Source organism: Oribacterium sp. P6A1 (assembly GCF_000702885.1).
In the GTDB taxonomy this organism is placed as follows: Bacteria; Bacillota; Clostridia; order Lachnospirales; family Lachnospiraceae; genus Oribacterium.
The window spans coordinates 1-19,137 of sequence record NZ_JNKO01000034.1 but is presented as its reverse complement, the minus strand read 5'-3'; the positions used below and the strand labels follow the sequence as shown (position 1 = coordinate 19,137).

At 39.4% G+C, this 19,137-nt stretch carries 24 protein-coding genes; 1 reads left to right on the top strand and 23 read right to left on the bottom strand.

Features of this window, described 5'->3' with window-relative positions; translation table 11 throughout:
* Positions 1-49: 49 nt before the first annotated feature.
* From T515_RS14175 to T515_RS14105, 15 genes are all read right to left on the bottom strand, one after another.
* A complete protein-coding gene (locus tag T515_RS14175; protein WP_036612562.1) occupies positions 50-487 on the bottom strand; it encodes a radical SAM mobile pair system MarR family transcriptional regulator in 438 nt (145 codons plus the stop codon).
* Between the two features lie 229 nt (positions 488-716).
* The gene (locus T515_RS14170) at positions 717-2,645 is read right to left on the bottom strand and encodes an oxidoreductase (RefSeq protein WP_051671772.1); all 1,929 of its coding nucleotides are present in this window, start codon (positions 2,643-2,645) and stop codon (positions 717-719) included.
* Positions 2,646-2,699: 54 nt separating this feature from the next.
* The gene (locus T515_RS14165; protein ID WP_036612558.1) at positions 2,700-3,578 is read right to left on the bottom strand and encodes a radical SAM protein; all 879 of its coding nucleotides are present in this window, start codon (positions 3,576-3,578) and stop codon (positions 2,700-2,702) included.
* 101 nt (positions 3,579-3,679) lie between these two features.
* Positions 3,680-3,994 (bottom strand): ArsR/SmtB family transcription factor, encoded by a 315-nt coding sequence (locus T515_RS14160; protein ID WP_026493121.1) that lies wholly within the window; start codon positions 3,992-3,994, stop codon positions 3,680-3,682.
* Between the two features lie 474 nt (positions 3,995-4,468).
* The gene (locus T515_RS14150; RefSeq protein ID WP_036612550.1) at positions 4,469-5,758 is read right to left on the bottom strand and encodes an ATP-binding protein; all 1,290 of its coding nucleotides are present in this window, start codon (positions 5,756-5,758) and stop codon (positions 4,469-4,471) included.
* A gap of 226 nt (positions 5,759-5,984) precedes the next feature.
* A complete protein-coding gene (locus T515_RS14145) occupies positions 5,985-6,971 on the bottom strand; it encodes an SIR2 family NAD-dependent protein deacylase (RefSeq protein ID WP_036612567.1) in 987 nt (328 codons plus the stop codon).
* The gene (locus tag T515_RS14140) at positions 6,955-7,767 is read right to left on the bottom strand and encodes a protein-ADP-ribose hydrolase (protein WP_036612547.1); all 813 of its coding nucleotides are present in this window, start codon (positions 7,765-7,767) and stop codon (positions 6,955-6,957) included. The genes T515_RS14145 and T515_RS14140 overlap by 17 nt, the downstream gene beginning before the upstream one ends.
* 53 nt (positions 7,768-7,820) lie before the next feature.
* Positions 7,821-8,261, bottom strand: a complete 441-nt coding sequence (locus T515_RS14135; RefSeq protein ID WP_036612545.1) for an Rrf2 family transcriptional regulator — start codon at positions 8,259-8,261, stop codon at positions 7,821-7,823.
* Between the two features lie 109 nt (positions 8,262-8,370).
* A complete protein-coding gene (locus T515_RS18090; RefSeq protein ID WP_242839392.1) occupies positions 8,371-8,514 on the bottom strand; it encodes an ester cyclase in 144 nt (47 codons plus the stop codon).
* Positions 8,471-9,136: a nuclear transport factor 2 family protein gene (locus T515_RS14130; RefSeq protein WP_242839391.1), complete on the bottom strand. Its 666-nt coding sequence runs from the start codon at positions 9,134-9,136 to the stop codon at positions 8,471-8,473. Before T515_RS14130 ends, T515_RS18090 begins: the two co-directional genes overlap by 44 nt.
* A gap of 224 nt (positions 9,137-9,360) precedes the next feature.
* On the bottom strand, positions 9,361-9,945 hold the full coding sequence (locus tag T515_RS17690; RefSeq protein ID WP_197026461.1) for a cyclophilin-like fold protein: 585 nt from the start codon (positions 9,943-9,945) through the stop codon (positions 9,361-9,363).
* Positions 9,946-9,957: 12 nt separating this feature from the next.
* On the bottom strand, positions 9,958-10,500 hold the full coding sequence (locus tag T515_RS14120) for a flavodoxin family protein (RefSeq protein ID WP_036612544.1): 543 nt from the start codon (positions 10,498-10,500) through the stop codon (positions 9,958-9,960).
* 13 nt (positions 10,501-10,513) lie between these two features.
* Positions 10,514-11,101, bottom strand: a complete 588-nt coding sequence (locus tag T515_RS18500; protein WP_442950154.1) for a sugar O-acetyltransferase — start codon at positions 11,099-11,101, stop codon at positions 10,514-10,516.
* Between the two features lie 2 nt (positions 11,102-11,103).
* Positions 11,104-12,105, bottom strand: coding sequence for an alpha/beta hydrolase (locus T515_RS14110; protein ID WP_036612541.1), 1,002 nt, complete (start codon positions 12,103-12,105; stop codon positions 11,104-11,106).
* A gap of 20 nt (positions 12,106-12,125) precedes the next feature.
* Positions 12,126-12,341 (bottom strand): hypothetical protein, encoded by a 216-nt coding sequence (locus tag T515_RS14105; protein ID WP_036612539.1) that lies wholly within the window; start codon positions 12,339-12,341, stop codon positions 12,126-12,128.
* Between the two features lie 122 nt (positions 12,342-12,463).
* On the opposite strand from T515_RS14105, the gene T515_RS14100 reads away from it, so the two are divergent.
* Positions 12,464-13,336 carry a LysR family transcriptional regulator gene (locus T515_RS14100; RefSeq protein ID WP_036612537.1) on the top strand — a complete coding sequence of 291 codons (873 nt, stop codon included), beginning with the start codon at positions 12,464-12,466 and terminating at the stop codon, positions 13,334-13,336.
* A 251-nt stretch (positions 13,337-13,587) separates the two neighbouring features.
* Here T515_RS14100 and T515_RS14095 read toward each other — a convergent pair whose 3' ends face one another.
* The 8 genes from T515_RS14095 to T515_RS14060 form a co-directional block, all read right to left on the bottom strand.
* Positions 13,588-14,070 (bottom strand): CDP-alcohol phosphatidyltransferase family protein, encoded by a 483-nt coding sequence (locus T515_RS14095; RefSeq protein WP_036612536.1) that lies wholly within the window; start codon positions 14,068-14,070, stop codon positions 13,588-13,590.
* Positions 14,071-14,156: 86 nt separating this feature from the next.
* A complete protein-coding gene (locus T515_RS14090) occupies positions 14,157-14,669 on the bottom strand; it encodes a nitroreductase family protein (protein WP_036612535.1) in 513 nt (170 codons plus the stop codon).
* 110 nt (positions 14,670-14,779) lie between these two features.
* Positions 14,780-15,373 (bottom strand): HD domain-containing protein, encoded by a 594-nt coding sequence (locus T515_RS14085; protein WP_036612564.1) that lies wholly within the window; start codon positions 15,371-15,373, stop codon positions 14,780-14,782.
* Positions 15,374-15,473: 100 nt separating this feature from the next.
* Positions 15,474-15,701, bottom strand: coding sequence for a hypothetical protein (locus tag T515_RS14080; RefSeq protein WP_036612534.1), 228 nt, complete (start codon positions 15,699-15,701; stop codon positions 15,474-15,476).
* A gap of 269 nt (positions 15,702-15,970) precedes the next feature.
* Entirely contained in the window at positions 15,971-16,114 is a 144-nt protein-coding gene (locus T515_RS18495; RefSeq protein WP_242839390.1) for a GNAT family N-acetyltransferase, read from the bottom strand.
* A gap of 50 nt (positions 16,115-16,164) precedes the next feature.
* Entirely contained in the window at positions 16,165-16,983 is an 819-nt protein-coding gene (locus T515_RS14070; protein WP_036612531.1) for an MBL fold metallo-hydrolase, read from the bottom strand.
* Between the two features lie 51 nt (positions 16,984-17,034).
* Positions 17,035-17,307 carry a hypothetical protein gene (locus T515_RS14065; RefSeq protein ID WP_036612529.1) on the bottom strand — a complete coding sequence of 91 codons (273 nt, stop codon included), beginning with the start codon at positions 17,305-17,307 and terminating at the stop codon, positions 17,035-17,037.
* Between the two features lie 331 nt (positions 17,308-17,638).
* Complete coding sequence (locus T515_RS14060; protein WP_036612526.1) at positions 17,639-18,829, bottom strand: ATP-binding protein; 1,191 nt, start codon at positions 18,827-18,829, stop codon at positions 17,639-17,641.
* Positions 18,830-19,137 lie beyond the last annotated feature (308 nt).

Sequence of the window (19,137 nt, the reverse complement as noted above, 5' to 3'; positions counted from 1 at the left end):
CACCCTATAACAAGATTCATGTTCTGAATCTGATCTTTAATACAGATACTCATTTGTCACTCCATTCCTCAAGGTTTACCCTGATGCGGTTAAGATACTCTTCAAACTGAAGAATCTCTTTATCCGTAAAATCACGATAATAAATATTCCCCATCTCATTGGATACGGAGTCATAAGCTTCTTTAAGTTCTTTGGCTTTATCTGTGAGGAACAGAAGAGTTTTTCTCTTATCAGCTTCATCCGTTTTGCGGCTTATCAGTCCGTTTTTTTCCATCCGCTCAAGCATGGTTGTAAGTGAAGTAATTGCAAGTCCGCTTTTCTCGGAAATAATTTTAATAGGAACACCATCTTCCTGCCATAAGACATATAGAATCCTTCCCTGAGCTCCGTTAAATGCATCAATGTTTTTTTCTGCCAGTATCCTTTCAAATATACGATCACCCAGCTGTTTTATTTTTGTAACAAGAAATCCACCATTTTTCTTCATAATTAAATACTCCTATATCGTAGTTTTATACTACGATATAGGAGTATTTGTGTCAAGCACACATATCCTAACTTCGGATTTTATGTTCTATCATTATTACTTCTGTGGAGATATACCTCTATAGATCTATCCCTTCAGCCTGCCGCAAAGATAAGAAGTTCAAAAATATAGTATTTTTCACAGGTAAGATATATCTGCTTCTCACTGTTCAAATCAGCTTCCTGTTTCATCATATACGAATCCCTGCTTCATAGCCTTCCTGAATTCCCCTGTATCCATTCTTAGCGCGCTCATGACAGTCTCCGACAGATACGATTGTAAAATCGCAGTCAGTTAAAGAATCTTCCAGGACTGTATTTGCACGGACACCGATAGCGATCACAACAGTATCAACATCTGAGATCTCAGCACAGTAATCATCTTTCTTGTACATGACGCCGTGTTCCTTCACTTCCTGCACTGCAGCAGAGGTAAGCACCTTTACTCCATGCTCCGCCATTCTCTTTTTCAGATAATAGGTAGGAGCAGGTTCGCCATCCTTCACGATCTGCGGAAGCATTTCTACTATCGTCACGTCCCCGCAGCCATGCTCAGCCAGATAATCCGCTGTTTCTGCACCTACAAGACCGCCTCCGATCACAACGACCTTGTTGCCGACTTCTGCTTCTCCCCTGAGTACCTTTTGTGCAACAACACCATATTCCCGAAGTCCTTTGATGGGCGGCATTGCAGGATTTGATCCTGTCGCAAGAATGACGGCATCCGGCTTCATCTCCTCTAATGTATCTTTGGTGACATCAACATGGAAACGAACTTCAACGCCAAGCTTTTCCAGCATGTGCTTCTGCCAGACAATGAAAGACGAGAAATCCCCTTTTGCCATCGGGATGGAAGCTGCGATCCATTGACCGCCAAGTTCTCCCGATTTTTCTAGAAGTGTAACATGGTGTCCTCTGCCTGCAGCTGCTATTGCTGCTTCACATCCCGAAACTCCTCCGCCGACAACCACTACCTTTTTTTGTTCTGCAGCTGGAGAAACATCATATACATCTTCCATGCCAGTGAGAGGATTTACAAGACAGCGGATCGGATGCCCCTGCTCATGTTCCCCTGCGCATCCCTGGACACAGCCGATGCAATGGAGGATCGAAGCAAAGTCTCCCCTGCGTGCTTTCTCCGGCATTTCGGGATCTGCAAGGGAAGCCCTTCCCATTGTACAAAGATCAGCGCTTCCGGATGCAAGGATGTTTTCCGCAAGCATCGGGTCATTGATTCTGCCGACTGCGATAACCGGAATATCCACGACCGTTTTCAATGCGGCCGCGTGATGGACAAAGCCGCCGACAGGAACCGGCGCAGGCGGGATGATAATATGTCCGGTCGCAAATACGCCCTGTGAACAATGGATACAGTCCGCACCAGCATCCTCTATCAGCCTTGCAATCAGCTTCGCCTCTTCTATTTCAAGTCCGCCAGGAACATATTCTTCCGAACTCATGCGATAGAAGATCGGAAAATCCTCACCCACCGTCTTACGGATTGCCTGTATGATCTCCCGCGGAAATCTTGTCCGGTTCTCGGTGGTACCTCCATATTCATCACAGCGTTTGTTTGAAAATGGAGAGACAAACTGGTTGATCAGGTATCCATGAGCACCGTGAACCTCTACCCCATCAAAGCCGGCAGCCTTTGCCCGCAGTGCAGCGTCCACAAACGACTTCTCCAGATCATGGATCTCATCAATGCTCATTTCACGCGGCGTTTCAGGCATAGTAGGATCTTTGATCGCAGACGGAGCGATCGGCTGTTCACCGGTGATCTGACTGGACGTTTCTCTTCCGGCATGATAGATCTGCGCAATGGTCTTTGCACCTGCCTTGTGAATTCTATCCGTAAACACTCTCCAAGGTTCTACCTGTCTGTCTTCCCAAAGGCCAGCCAGTGTTTTCGATGCCCCCGCAGTCCTTGTTACGGCAAAATCCTCTGTAATGATGATCCCATATCCGCCCTTTGCCTTGTGTTCATGATAAGCCATGAATTTTTCTGTCGGTGTTCCGTCTTCATTACAGTAATTCGTAACCATCGCGGAGACTACCATACGGTTTTTAAACTCTGTCTTGTTGATCGTGATCGGTTCAAAGATTTTCGTCAGTTTCATAATGCCCTCCATTAGTTCATTTGCTTTTGTATATTATTCCTGTCCCTTTCCAGGTCACAGACTTCTCATGCTGTCTCTTCGCATCCGCAATCGCTCTTCTCCCTGTTCGTCTGCACCCTGTTTGAGCATCGCCAGTATCTTCTCTTTGTTATCCGGAAGATGTCCATATACCGGCATCATATTGGAGACATTCGTTGCATCCAACAGTGTGTGGATGTCAAGCGTCTTCACAAAAGTATATAGTTCCTGTATCTTTTCTGTCTCTGTAGCTTCTACAAACTCACCCCTTCTCACTTCTTCCATAAGCGGCGTATCAGGGAAGATGGAGTGTCCGGAAGCCAGCACCCTGACAGGCGACAGGTGGTTTAACACTTCCGCCGTTTTTATTGCATGCCCCATACCATAATCATGACCTCCCAGTCCGTATAAGAAGATGACGGAATAATGCATTCCCGCCTCATCCATCTTGGAGAGCTGCTCCACGATATCACTTCCATGATATCCTTTGTTCATCTTGTCAAGAACCGCATCATCACCTGACTCTATTCCGAATACGATCATGTCATATCCCATTTCTTTCAGTGACTTAAGCTGCTCCACAGACTTGTTCTTTACGCTGTCAACCCGACCATATCCGCCGACAGAAACACCCCAGGGCAGGTATTCTTTAATCAAGTCCATGATTCTTTTAAGCCTGTCGTAGCTCAGCAGGAACGGATCTGCCCCCTGCAGAAAAATCCGCTTTACCTTCCATCCGGAATCCCGAATCTCCTGAAGATCCTCCCGTATCTCACTCTCCGGAGATACGGAGAAAGGTGCTTCCTTGTAAAAAGTGCAAAAGCGGCACTTATTATGCGAACAACCCGACGTTACTTGTAAAAAACAGGAACCAGCCTCATAAGGCGGTCTGACGATTCCACATGAAAAATGCATACGAATTCCTCCTCATTTCTATATATCCTTATATCTCGCTTTGTCGATATGTAAGAGTTTAAATTAAACGGGATCTTCATCCCGTCTAATCTATGCACAACTTAAATTTCGTGACCGAAGTAGTCTGCCAGCGCAGCGAGGATTTCTTCATTCCGTCTGTAATATGTCCACTTTCCGTGTCTTTCAGAAAGAAGCAAGCCTGCTTTTTGCAGCATATCTAGGTAATGAGATACGGTTGACTGTGATATCCCGGCTTTGTCGCGGATGCTTCCAACACACACACCGCCTTTCAGATCCACCACATCATCAAAATGTCCTCCCTGCGGCGGAAAGTTTTTCTCCGGTTCCTTCAACCACTCAATTATGCTGAGCCGTGTTTCATTTGATAGTGCTTTAAAAATTTCAATCTTATCCATATATTTATTATATCTATCTTTCGCGATATGTCAATGCTTATAAGTAAAAAAGACGGCAGATCAGGTTTACACCCCTTCTGGGGTATTCAAAGTTTTTGAGGGTCAATCATTTTGCGGGTCTAGTTTGAGGGTCTGTCAGACCCTCAAAACGCTTGGCAAACCCTCAAAAAGTTTGTTTATCCTATTTTTTAGGCACGCTATTAGATATCATTTGTGTGTATAATTATTCTGCATCATCTATATTTTCTTCTATTATCTTAATTCTAATAAGAATCATATATAGCGCTAATAATGTAACTTTAAATGCATATCTTAACTGTCCACCTTGGAGATAATCACGACCATGTACGCACTCGTTTCTTATATTCAAAGAGTTTCCATTATACATAAAATGATAAACAAACAACAAATCAGGCACGTTTTCAAAACTCCCTACCCTACATAAAATAGGCCAGTATAATCTGGGCACATTGATCAATAATCTAGGCTATCATCATTCAACAAGAAATCAAAAAGTCCAATAATTGTTATACCTTGATCATTCCTCCACACCGGGAAGTTTCCACTCGTAATAATTATCTTCTTAAATGAATCAGGTATTTTTATAAGTGACGCTTGTTCTTGCTCTACCTTTTCCTGATTTGGTAACGCGTATGCAGACTGGATATAATATCGCTTACTGCCTTGATTAACAATAAAATCAACTTCTAGCTGTTTACGTGCCTTTTTCCCATTTTCATCAACTCGAATTTCAACCACACCCACATCTACTTTGTAACCTCTATATATTAACTCATTATAAATAGCATTCTCCATCAAGTGTGTCTCTTCAAATTGGCGAAAGTTTAAAAGAGCATTTCGCAGTCCCAAATCTGTATAATAGTATTTTGAAGGTGTTCCTATGTATTTACGACCTTTAATATCATATCTTTCGCCTTTTTGTATCACAAAACTTTCGGTGAGATATTTTAAATAATTAGATATTGTTGGCATTGAAATTGACTTATCGCCACTACTATTAAATGTATCAGATATTTTCTGAGCATTTGACAACGAACCAATGGCCGATGCAATTACTTTCATTAAGGATTCCATACCAGCTGCATCACGAATATCGTACCTCTCAACTATATCTCTAATATATATTTCAGAATTTAATCGCTCAAGATATGCTTCTTTCGATTCATTATCTGGTTCTGCTAAAATATGTGGCAATCCGCCATAAAACAAATACTCTTGCCATGCTTCATATTTATCCTTTCCAGATGCAGGATAATACTCCGAAAACGCCAACGGTGCAATATGAATTTCATCGCCACGACCCCTGAACTCTGTCAAAATATCAGAAGATAAAAACTTAGAATTACTTCCTGTAACATATACATCGACATTCTTTTTTCTAAGCAATCCATTTAAAACACCATAAAGTCTAATAGGTACATCTGGATTTTTCATTTCTTCCTTTGTAATTGCATATTGCGCTTCGTCTATAAAAACGTAATACTGCTTGTTTGAATCAGTTATTTTACCTTTGATGTACTCTGATAATTTTTGAGGATCACAATACTCTATATAATCATCATCATCTAATGGAACAGATATAATACATTCCTCAGCCACTCCATCTTTGATAAGATAATCATAATATAGATTAAAAAGCAGATACGATTTGCCGCATCTTCTGATTCCTGTGATCACCTTAATCAACCCATTATTTCTTTTACTTACGAGCTTTTTTAAATATTTATCTCTTTTAATCTCCATAGAAAACTCCAATTTTAGATTTTCGGCATTATTACCACTTTTCTAAAGTATACTCGAATTTACAATTCATAGCAATCGCTATTTTAGAAAATTGGTACTAATACCTTTTTTCTAAATAATCGAATATAAATGACATAATAATAGACCAGTACGAATCACTGGGCGTCCCCAGAGGTACTGGTCTATGTAAGGTTCTATTATGTTCAACAAGCATTAATTTATCAAGCTATTTCTCTCGTAATATGTTTGCAATATCACCATCAATACATATACTTCTATCTGCAATTTCCTCTGGGCAGAATGATTCACCATAATTTAAGCAGGCATATACCGCCTTCTCGTTTGCCAATGTCATCTGCCAGAATGGATACTTTATGATTACAGGCGTATTAGCTCCTACTCCCAGCTCAAGATAAAGAACATGGAGATTCTCATGTCTGCGAATAAAATCAGAATATGCTGCAGATGCCCTATGCCATCCTTCATCTTCGACAAAAGAATCATCAGCTCTCAAATTCATAGTCATATCAGAGCCGTCATCAGGACACTTTGGAATCAGCTCAGAAGGAATTTCCATCAGTAGCTTACCATCAATCGGTACCTGAAATACTCCCTGATCATCTCTTACAAAGCCTTGTGCTTCCATAGCTTTCATTACCCACTCTTCATTATCAAAGGTTTTCTGAATAGCAGGATTCACGCTCTGAAACAAACCATAATCACCCTGAGTATAGAACAGTCTTTTCTTGTCAAAACCTGCTCTTTGAAACTGGTGATCTACATTTGTTGTGATAACAAAATAATCCTTATCGAAAACCATCTTAAGAAGATCCCTATACACTGGCTTTGGAGCATCAATATATCTGTTAAAATAAATATGTCTCGCCCACCAGGCCCAGCGTATTTCTTCGCTCGGAAACGGATAGAAACCACCTGAATACATATCTCTTATTCCAAATCTTTTGGCAAAGTCATAGAAGTATTTTTCAAAACGCTTGCCGCTATATGTTAAGCCAGCAGATGTTGATAGTCCCGCTCCTGCACCAATGACAATTGCGTCTGCTTCCTTGATTTCTGTTTTAAGTCTGCTTATCTGTTCTTCTTTGCTTCCCTTACCATAGGACATGCTTCTAGTAAAGTATCTCACAGCATTCATTCCTTTCTTTATAGTTTCCTGATAACCATTAGGCATATCATCATATAAGTTTTTCATAAATGGCCTTATCTTCATCTTTGAAAACATTAAATATCACCCTTTCTACCTTACCAGGATTATCACGGAGCCATTCTGACACAGTCTTAACGGCAACCTCTGCTGCTTTTTTGTTAGGAAAATGAAATACTCCTGTTGAAATACAGCAAAAAGCAACGCTCTTCAAGCTATTTTCAGCACACATATCCAAAGTGTTTCTATAGCAGTTCTCCAAATCCTTTTCCAATTTATCCGTAAGTTTGTACTGTACGATTGGGCCTACTATATGAATAACTTTCCTTGCCGGAAGATTATACGCATCAGTGAGCATTGGAACGGCAGTAGGCTGTTCATAGTCTCTTCCATATCTGATTCGGAGTTCATTCATCTGCTTGTTGCACTCGGCTCTCAACTGCACTCCAGCAAAAGTATGGATGCAGTTATCTATACAGGTGTGCATCGGGACAAAACAACCGAGCATCTGCGAATTAGCGGCATTAACAATAGCATCCACCGAAAGTCTTGTGATATCTCCTTGCCAGATAGAAAGTCCATCCCTGATAACCGGGATGTCTGACAGATTCACCACACCCTTTTCAGCCGCTCTCTCTAATAAATATTCATCCTGTACTTTCATTACCTCAGAAGATAATTCTTTTGGCATACGAATATTCATAAGTGACCTTAAGATTCGTCTTTTATCTTCCGTACTATTTGGAGTCTTTAAATCCTTATATTCAGCAGAATCTGCCTTGAACTCTTCTACAAGATAATCAAGACGTTCTTCCTGTGTTGTTTTTTTAGCCTTAGTTTCCATATTCCACATCCTTCTAAAAAAGACTCTGAAGTAAACACCTCAGAGTCTCATTGTTAAGCTTCTTTTGCCAACAGTTCCTGCATTCCGGATCTTAAATCATTAAGAGTGTATTTTTTCATCTCTGATTCCATCGCTTCCTGGATGCTTTTCAACTTATCATCCAAAAGTAAATGGATATTCCTACCAACAGGGCACTCTGGATTTGGTGATTCATGAAATCTGAATAAATCTCCATCCTCCAAAGGCTCAATTGCCTGATACACATCATAAAAAGTTATATCTTTAAGATCTCTTGTAAGCTCTATTCCGCCTGTTCCTCTGATAACATTTATTAGCCCTGCGTTCTTAAGCTGAGTAAGTATCTTTCTAATGATGACAGGATTCGTATTTATACTGGTTGCAAGAAAATCGCTCGTTACCTTGTGTTCATCTTTAAATGTATCCACACATGTAAAAATATGAAGTGCAACCGTAAATCTGCTTGATATCTGCATTTTAATCTCTCCATTCCATTTCGGTCGGCGCAGAACAATCGTCCACTGGACGATTTGCGCCCTCCTGCCATCATTTTACGTCGTGACAGATGTAGTTGCAATGGTTACATTAAAACTTTCCGTTTTCATTAGCCCATGTAGACTTATCAGCTAATGTCTCCATTACATCCCAGTGCTCTGCGATAAATCCGTTCTCAACACGGAACAGATCATAGTAGGTTGTAGGTACACCGCCAAAGGTTCCAGCAGGCAAGTGCATAATCTCCATCTGCAAGAACCATATGAGTCTTGTTATAAACCATTGAGATTCCCTGCTTAGCCATAGCTTCAAGTGCAGCTCCAAGACCTGAAAGACCATCTGCAATTGCTGTGTTATGCTGAATGTACTTGTCTCCGTCATAATATGAAGTAAGCTTATCCGGATTCTCCCCGCGGAGTACATCGCCTACAAATCCGGCAACAACCTTACGTGTTTCTTCCTTATCTACATCTTTCTTCTCAAGAGTTCCATCAATCTGAGTATGTCCTGAAGGATTAGGAGCTGCCTTGTCTGCCAGATTATCCCAGTGCTCTGCAATCTTACCGTCTGCATCGAATCTAAAAACATCGAATCCGACCTGCTCTCCTGCTCCTGCAAAATTATATACTGTCTGAAGGAAAACCTTATCTCCATCCTCGAATGCACGAATGTTATTAACTGTTGTTTTTACAGGTGCCTGTGCAAGTCCTTCAACTGCTGCTACAAATGCATCTGCTCCTGTACCAAATGCGAGGTTATGCTGAATATAACCTGTTGCAAGAAGTTCCTTTGCCTTTACGGTATCTCCTGATACGAATGTTCCGATGAGTGCTAATGCTTTTTCCTTATTTGTCATGATTATTTTCCTTTCCGGGCTCTGCCCTGCGAGGTAATTATCCTCGAATGTTAAAAAGTCCATTGATGTAACCACTGTGGTTTCATCTGGTGGCGTAAATATATCATCTCATAGATGTAATGCCAATAGTTACATCAAAATAATTTTTTAAAAAAATAGTGACTATAAATCTTTCGACTTATAGCCACCGTTTTTGTACCAATATATTTCTACTTTAATAATCCCTATCCCATGCTAATAGTTATTGTAACATCGCCATTTGAAAGCAACTCAGTCATGCCAGCCTCATCCTTATCAGATATGTGGCCTAACCGTGTGTATGACCAGCTATTAGACCCATAGAACACAACCATTTGATTCCCTGAATAAAGAACTATATCCCCTGATGATGTTGTCGTCTGTTTGTCATTTCTTGGAAGACTCTGACCTATAGATCCCACCTGCTCAAATCCGCCATACATTGACATCTGAATTATGACATCGCCTTTTTGAACCATATTTCGCAGCGCGTCTACTGCCTGATTGTCTTCCCAATCCACATTAACTTTTGTATCGCCTATTTTCATTGTCATAGAACTATCTCCAATAGCTTCATCCTCTGCCGATTCATTTTCTGCAGCAAGCTGATATATAGCTGTTCCCTCCGACATAACATTCTCTTCTGGACTTTCCGTTTCATTATTTTCTGATGCTGATATTTCAGTTACGGCACCCAGATCTAAGATTGTATTTTTGGTTGTCCCTGCACAGGCGCTCATGCAAAATATTATGGTCATACAGAATGCCAAAAAAATCATTTTCGTTTTCATCGCAGACTTCCTTTATTTTAGAGCTTTACCAAATTCGAAGGCTTCGTTTAACTCTTCAGTTTTTTTCGATGCCTCACCCATATCGCCTATGCCTCCGCAGAATAAGGAACCGGAGAATTCTGCCTTTTCAAAACAGTCAACCCATCCCTGAAGTCCGCTTTCAGCCTTTTGGGGCACAAACTCTTCATCCTCAGCTGCAACAGAGAGCATATATACATTCCTAAACTTATAGTCTGAAGGATACAGTGGATTGAGCCTATCCAAAAGAGTCTTCATCTGTCCGCTCATCTCGTAGTAATAAATTGGTGTTGCAAAAACCAGGGTATCTGTATTCTTTACTTTTTCGGCAATTTCAACAGCATCATCTTTAATGATGCATCTCTGAGTGTTCTGACAGGCCAGACATCCTGTACAGAAACCGATATTTTTCCCTTTCAGGCTTATATGTTCCACATCATGACCTGAAGCTTTTGCTCCCTCTATAAGCTTTTCCGTAAGTATGTCGGAATTACTCTTTGCACGAAGGCTTGTAGAAATCACTAACACTTTACTCATATCATCCCATCCTTTATTTCTTCTCTATCGGTTTAACATTCTCTATCTTCTTGATAAATTTTGCAGGAACGCCTCCTACAATGGTGTTTTCCTCAACATCCTTTGTCACAACAGCTCCGGCTGCAATTACAGCACCATCACCAATTGTCACACCTCTTGTAATTATCGCTCCTGCTCCAATCCAAACCCTGTTTCCAATATGTATAGGAGCACACAGAAGGTGCCTGTCATAAGGATTCAAATCATGATCCAAAGTGGCAAGGACAACTCTGTGACCTATCAAGGTATTATCACCAATATAGATACCACCCTGATCCTGGAAGTTACATCCGGAATTGATGAATACATTTTTTCCGATGTGAATGTTTCTTCCAAAATCCGTATAAAAAGGCGGAAACAGTCTGAAGCTTTTATCTACTTCCTCACCTGTCAGTTCAGACATGATCCTGACTATCTCTTCCGGTGTGTGATACTTTGTATTTAATTCCATGGTCCGCTTTATGGCAGCCTGGCTCTGCCTCATGGAACATTCATGCATCTCTTCTGTCATATCTTCTACTCTGTCCGAATTAAGATATTCCAGTATTTCTTCAACCGTTATCATTATTTCAGATTCTCCTTGAGGAAGTTCTCCAGCTTGTCAAAAGGAATATAATCCTTATCTCCGCCATCATATAGATCAGTATGTACTGCATCAGGGATTATCATTAGTTCCTTGTTATCTGCATACTTGCTGTCTTTGATCATATCTGCATAAGCATCCTTAGAAAAATAGCAAGAGTGCGCCTTTTCTCCATGGACAAGTAAAACTGCACTTCTGATCTCATTGCTGTACTTAAGAATTGGCTGATTAACGAAGGACTCACAACCTATCACATTCCAGCCTCCGTTGGAATTAAGGCTTCTCTTATGATACCCTCTGTCAGTCTTGTAATAGTCATAGTAGTCTTTTACAAAGAAAGGTGCATCCTCCGGAAGTGGATCTACAACTCCGCCTCCAAGCTTATATTCGCCAGTCTTAATGTCCTCAAGTCTCTGAGCACACATAGCTGCTTTCTTCTGATATCTCGCTTCTTCACTGTCCTCGGAATCAAAATATCCCTTGGCATTTACCCTTGTCATGTCGTACATTGTCATAGAAGCTGTAGCCTTGATCCTTGTATCAAGAGCTGCTGTATTTACAGCCATTCCACCCCAGCCACAGATACCGATGATTCCGATTCTGTCAGGATCAACCTTCTCATTCAAGGAAAGGAAATCAACTGCCGCCATGAAGTCTTCTGTATTGATATCCGGTGATGCCATATATCTCACATTTCCTCCGGACTCTCCTGTGAATGACGGGTCAAATGCTAGGGTCAAAAAGCCTCTTTCTGCCATTGTCTGTGCATAGAGTCCTGAGCACTGTTCCTTTACTGCTCCGAAAGGTCCGCATACAGCAATTGCAGGAAGTTTACCTTCTGCATTCTTTGGCACATACATATCTGCCGCAAGGGTGGTTCCATATCTGTTTACAAATGTTACTTTGCTGTGGTCAACCTTATCACTTTTCTTAAATGTCTTATCCCATTCTGTTACAAGGTTTAATTCTTCTTTTCTGATCATTTTACATTCCTCCGTTTTAATCATTTCTCTTTTTGAATCTGTCGTATCAAAAAATCCATGTTGTCTACTTTTTTCTGGCTGTCATGAAGTTCATCCATTAGGTGACATCGGCATTTCCTGAGATCTCGAAGAAGTGTATCTGTATCCCCTTCTTCATACATTTTCTTCATGAAGCATATTTGTTTATCGTCACAGCCTATATCTGAAAGGTTTTCAAGAATCTTTACCGTATCCATCTTATTTCTCCTTCCAGTTTTCATATTAAAATCTTGACCGGATTTTCGCTAATGAATAAAATAAATATCATGATATTCAATTTTAGAATAACGCTTAAATAGTCAGCTTTATGGAGGATTTCATGGAAATAAAAAATCTCAGATATTTCCTTGCAGTTGCCAGGGAAGAAAACATGTCAAAGGCTGCTGAGCAGCTCCACGTATCGCAACCCACTCTTTCAAAGACATTAAAAGCGTTAGAGGAAGAACTTGGGAAGAAACTGTTTATCAGACACAGCTTCAGTATTTCACTCACTGATGAAGGGATGCTCCTGCGTGACCGCGCACAGGATCTTGTGACTATGTCAGATAAGATTGAACAGGAATTTAACTCCCTGGATGATATAACAGGTGGGGATATATATTTTGGACTGGCAGAAAGCTATCAGATCAGATACCTTGCCAGAGAGATTTATAAATTAAAGGAAAAATACCCAAACTTCACTTATCATATAACCAGCGGAGATACTGAACAGGTTACTGAAAAGCTTGATAAGGGCATTTTAGACTTTGCTGTACTATGTGAAACACCTGACAGCAATAAATATGAATATGTTAAGTTTCCGGAAGCCGATGTATGGGGAGCAATCATATCTTCATCTCATCCCCTTGCAAAGAAAAAATCCATCCATGTCTCTGACCTGATAGGACAGCCTCTGTTTGTCTCTGAGCAAAGCTGGAACAATGAAATCAAAGCATGGGCCAAAGACAGATATCCTGAACTAAAGCTTGAGGGTTCCTTTAGACTTTCTTATAACGGCTCTGTATTTGCAAGGGAAAACCTTGGAATACTTCTTACATTTAAAAATCTGATAAATACCGAAGGAACTGACATGGTTTTCAGGCCACTTTCACCTGAACTAAAATCAGAGCTGTATCTGATATGGAACAAGTATCAGACCTTTACTCCTATTGCGGAAAAATTTCTGGAGCAGATAAAAAAGACTTTCAAATAATTCTCATGAGCTGACGCTCAATATGCCTTTATTCTTATGCAAAAGAAATGGACTCGGAGATGAGGTGTTTTTGTTTTCCTCATTTCTTTGTCCATTGTAAATATAACACACTCAAAAAAGCCTGAAAACAGACAACAAACGGACATTTTGCAGACATTATGCGGACATTGCCTCTTAGCGGCCATTATACCTCATCAGCCGTTTGCAATAGAACTGTTCTGAACGTAATAATAATCCCATACTGAGGATATTTACTCGCTTAATACAGTATACCCTTCATAAAAAGCGGCTATTGTCGCAACTGTACAGATGACCACCGCACTGTATTTTAAATCGAGAAATGTCATTGTCAACGGAAAAATGAACAGTAAACATCCGGTAATTTTATTAATTACAGAATGCACAGCCACAAGCTCTTTCCGTCTGATGTATCCCATAACGATATTAAGAAGTTTTATAATCGCTATGACAGATATCCATATGTAAATCCAAACCGGAACCTCCATTAAAGGGAGCAGCTTTATCAGGCAGACCACCGTGAACACTATATCCGCGATTGTATCCAATCGAGAACCCAGTTCACTGACAGTACCTGTTTTCCTTGCCACCGCACCGTCAATCATATCTGAGATTCCGGCAGCGATATACAACAAATAGAATACGGGAGTAAAGACCGGGCAGCCTAGCAAAACAACACTGAACGCTATTCTGATGCAGGTAATAATATTTGCCATAATTCATTGATTTCCGATTCTATTCCTATGCCTCATTGAATCTTATTATTTTTTCTTCTTTTATCTTAGTGATTCTAATATATGATTTAAAGATAGCTCACAGTATCAGCCAAAGGTTTACGGCTGTCATGATTTGCCAAAGGTCCAGCGCCATCCGCTGCATATCCAAGGTCCACAAATGTTAATACGTCCTCATTTTCCGGCAGATTAAAAGCTTCTTTTACCTTATCCGGATCAAAGAAATTCACCCAGCAACTTTCAACACCTACACTTTTGGCTGCAAGCAGCATATGAGTTGTCACAATAGCAGCATCTTCAATACCGGAGTCATATTTCTGTCCGGGATATGTAAATGTATTGTTTTTATCAAAAGCAACTATAAGTACTGTTGGTGCACCATATCTGCAGGGCGTAAGGCTGTCAATCTTTGCAAGCTCTTCAGCAGACTGAACTACATAAATGTGCTGCTCCTGATTATTCTTTGCTGTTGGAGCAAGCCTTCCGGCCTCAAGTATGACTTCCAATTCTTCTTTTGTAATTTGGATACCGTCATATTTCTTACATGAATAACGATTCTTTAAAACATCCATAAACTCCATTTGAACATTCTCCTTTAAAATAAACTTTTGGCAGATGCATCTGCTAAATTATCATCTATTTGTATAATTGCCTTTGCTGCGATTTTTTCATAACAGAGCCCGAATTATCACTATACCGAAGCCATCTCTTTATCAATCATATCTTCACTTGCAGCCATGGCTTGAAGTGTCATCTCGAGAACTTTATCCAGTTCCCACCCCAGCTGCCTGGCACCACGTTCAATAACTTCTCTTGAACATCCCGCAGCAAAGCCTTTACTTTTGTACTTTTTCTTTAAAGATTTCAGCTCCATGTCTTTTGTACTCTTAGAAGGTCTCATAAGTGCTGCCGCCCAGATAAGGCCGGTCAGTTCATCAGCTGCAAAAAGGACCTTTTCCATCTCATGAACCGGTTCAACATCAATCGTTACACCACACGGAACCGTGATGCCATAACCATGAGAGCAGACAGAATGGATGATATCATCACTGACACCACCTTCACGCAAGAGTTCCGGTGCTTTTAAACAATGTTCATCCGGATACAGTTCAAAATCTATGTCGTGAAGTAGTCCGACTATCCCCCAATGCTCCGCCTCATTGGTATATCCAAGTTCATTAGCATACCATTTCATGACCGCTTCCACTGTCAGTGAATGCTGGATGTGAAACGGATCCTTATTGTACTTCTTTAGTAATTCAAATGCCTCGTCCCTTGTAATCATTCCTTCTCCCCTTCCCTTCATGTAAAGATTCATGTTTCATGTATCATTTTAATCATCACATATCCATCTTTTAAATACTTCAGATTAAAATTCACCAAAACTATCTAAGTATTCTTTTAATCTGTGCCGGATCTGCCTCAGGCAATATCTTCATTAACTGCCTGACAACCAGGTTGTACGATTCCTCCGGTGTCCGCTTATACACCACATTCGTGAACTTCTTTCCAAAAAACTTTTCAATAACATCAGACCTTAATCCCATACTAACAACTACTGCTTGAAATACTTCTTTTCTATCATCAACGGGTAGTTTTGCAAAATTCTTCATACTATCATCTGCTTTTTCATCAGTTAATTGTTAAACAGTAAGTTTATAATCTATTTTCTTCAGTTCCATCTGTAGTTCCTCCCATAAAACTGTATTACAAACTACTTAACAAGCTCGGATTCTATTGTTTTGACAGCCAATCTTCCTTTGTCAGCAGACTTACATAGCCTGTTCTCTTCTCGTGCATCAGAGGTACATCCACATTCTCAGATCGCCATTGATACCTAAAGCCGCATTTCTCCTGAACACGCTTGGACTTGATATTACCTTCATAATATCCAGATTTTCTTCATACCTAAGTCTTCAAAAGCATGTCGCAGCATTTCCTTCACTGCTTCCGGCATGATTCCCCGTCCCCAAAACGGTTTCCCAATCCAGTAACCTATCTCGCATTCGTCATCTCTTTCAGTCATATCGGTATGCCCATAATACCTGTCTTCAGATACAGAATTAAAACGTCATATTAAAATTCTTTCTTCAGTCCGACCATCATCTTTTCAAGTCTGTCGCCAAGTTCTTCTTTCAATATCTCATAGGCATGTTTCTCAGTACAATGCCCGGTACAGACATAATCTATCCCTGTATCTCTGATCTTTTTTCCGACAAGATGTATCTCTTCATCTGATTTGTTATAGAGGTGGAACCCACCTATAAGACCATATACATGCTTCTCCGGAAATGTCTCTCTGATCTCAGTAATGATATTTGCTGCCCCTCCATGTGAACAGGAATTGATTATCAAAAGTCCTTTCTCTGTTTCCAAAACAAGGCTTTGTTCATGGGAAAAGTCATCGGGAATCCACCCGGCTGAGGTCTTCCTGTACATGGATTCTCTTTTCCCGATATCTGATAACCCCTTTGTTTTATGAGGAATCAGATATACTCCATCCATTATCTTGTAATCACCTGAAACCATTATGATTCTGTCGCGGTAATTGCTTAACAGGTCTCGTGGTATACCTATGTATTTTTTGAAAATGAATCTCTTCCCATAACAATTCGCATCAACACTATCCCTGATATAAAAGCCTGCCTTATCATTGTTTTCGAAAAAGGCCGGTATTCCATTTGCATGATCATAATGCGCATGGCTCAATACACCATAATCTATATCCTTTACTTCGATTCCAAGTCCCTGCATATTTTTCAAAAATAAGTCAGAAGCTCCTGCATCTACAAGTATCTTTTTATCATTATATTCAACAAGAACGGACAGTCCCCATTCTCCTTTGAACAAACCTGTCGAAGTATTATCAACGATTATTGTAAGCTTAGTGTTCATAGCTGGTCTCCGTATTAAGATTGTCTATTCTAATTTGCTCCATAACTTTTTTTACAGCCTTATAGAAACATATCCTCTCATTGAGAAGATAAATATCAGGAGACATACCGCAAAAATAATAACAGAAAGTATGATCTTCACTTTTCCGGAAATTACTGAGGCATATGGTAGTTTCATTGTTTTAATTCCCTCACAAAACATCCATATCCCGCCGCCCATTCCAAGTGCGGATGCAGCTGCCAATATAAGAAGCAGTATCGGAGCCACTTTGAAGAATACATAAGCTGCAGTCAGAAGTATATAGCCACCAATAAAAACAATCATTTTGTCAATCCTCGAAGTAATAAAATACGAAGCGTTAACCTGTGATTAAAACCAAAAATTTTAAACAAAATAATTTTGACCCATAAACCCCTGCTATTACTGGCTCTGTAAGGTTTTGTTTATTTTAAATATAATCTACAAAACAGTAATATACACCTATACAATATTGTAATAGTTTTGTTTGTTTTTACAGTAAAATATGTCATAAGTGGTAGATAAATGGTTTATTTCAAATTAAGCAAACCTCTATCTCATTTAGGCTAGAGGTTATTCGTGCAAATTTGAAGTTATCGAGCTCTTTCTCTCACATAAGAGCCCTACAAACCGCGATTTATCTCATTAACCAATTAGTTAAATCTAGTACTTTTATTCCTTCAATGTCATAGTTATCATGCTTTGTATTCGCTATCAAAATCTTAGGATATGCATCTTTTATCGCTCTTAGTGGAGACAACTCTCTTTCTAATGTATCTGAATCAGAAATATTATCTGATACTTGGATATATAGCTTCTCATTTTGTTTCATAGCTACAAAATCTATCTCCTTCTGATACAACTTGCCAACATAAATCTGGTAACCCCTCCTGAGTAATTCTAATGCAACTATATTTTCATATGCTCGTCCATAATCCATATTTCTTGTTCCAAGCATTGCATATCTAAATCCTAAATCGCTAAGATAGTACTTATCTGATGTTTCTAAATACTTTTTTCCACGAATGTCGTATCGTTTTACTTTATAGAACATAAATGCACTGCAGAGATACTTCATATAATTTCCTATTGTTATATGATTCGTCTCAACCTTATTTTGCTTAAAAACATTACTAATCTTACTAGCAGATGTCAGATTGGAAATATTGTCCATCATATAATCTGTTAAAGAATCCAAAAGTGCCTCTTCCTTAATACCATACTTGTCTACAAGATCACGTTTTATAATTTTAGTGTAAACATCCTTTATATATGATGCCTGATCCTCTTTTTCGCTGTATACGTATGTCCCAGACAAACCACCATTCATGACATATGAATCCAATACATTTGTTGTATTAGAATCATATCCATAGTACTCACAATATTCAGAAAAACTAAATGGATAAACTGGAATTTCTATAAATCTCCCAGTAAATAACGTCGATAAATCTGAGCTTAACAAAAATGCATTGGAACCTGTAATATAGATATCGTATTTTCGGCTGTTATATAAACTATTGATAGCAAGCTCAAATTTTTCACACATTTGAACTTCATCTACAATAATGACATTTGTTTTACCATCAATGTATTGTCCTTCGCAGAAATTATAGAGTTCCTTATATGTTTTTAAATCATCGAATTTTAAATCTGCAAAATCAACGTATATTATATTTGTATCTTCGTTTGTGCGTATCCATTCCATATATGCTCGCACCAACTCAGACTTTCCTGAACGTCTCAACCCTGTTATTATCTTTATATCTGGAGTATCCTTTAATCGAATGAGTCTATCCAAATAATCTCTTCTTTTAATAATCTTCATATGGGACCCACTTTCAAAACTTTAATTTCTTTTCACTTTTGAAAATGTTGTATCATCTGCTTTCAAAACTTACAATATTTTTCTTTTTTGAAAATATGCAAAAAGCACCGCTACAGTCAGGATTCATCTCTTGTATTTTGTTAAAAAATAAAAATTATTTTCATGTTGGCTCATTGTATAAAAACCGATACAATGTAAACAAGTCAAAGAGATGTGGCGTGTGCTTCACAGATCTGAAACGATTCGTGATGAAACTAAGAACGGTAGATGAAATGGCGTGTGCTTCATTGATTCGAGGTTCTTTTTTT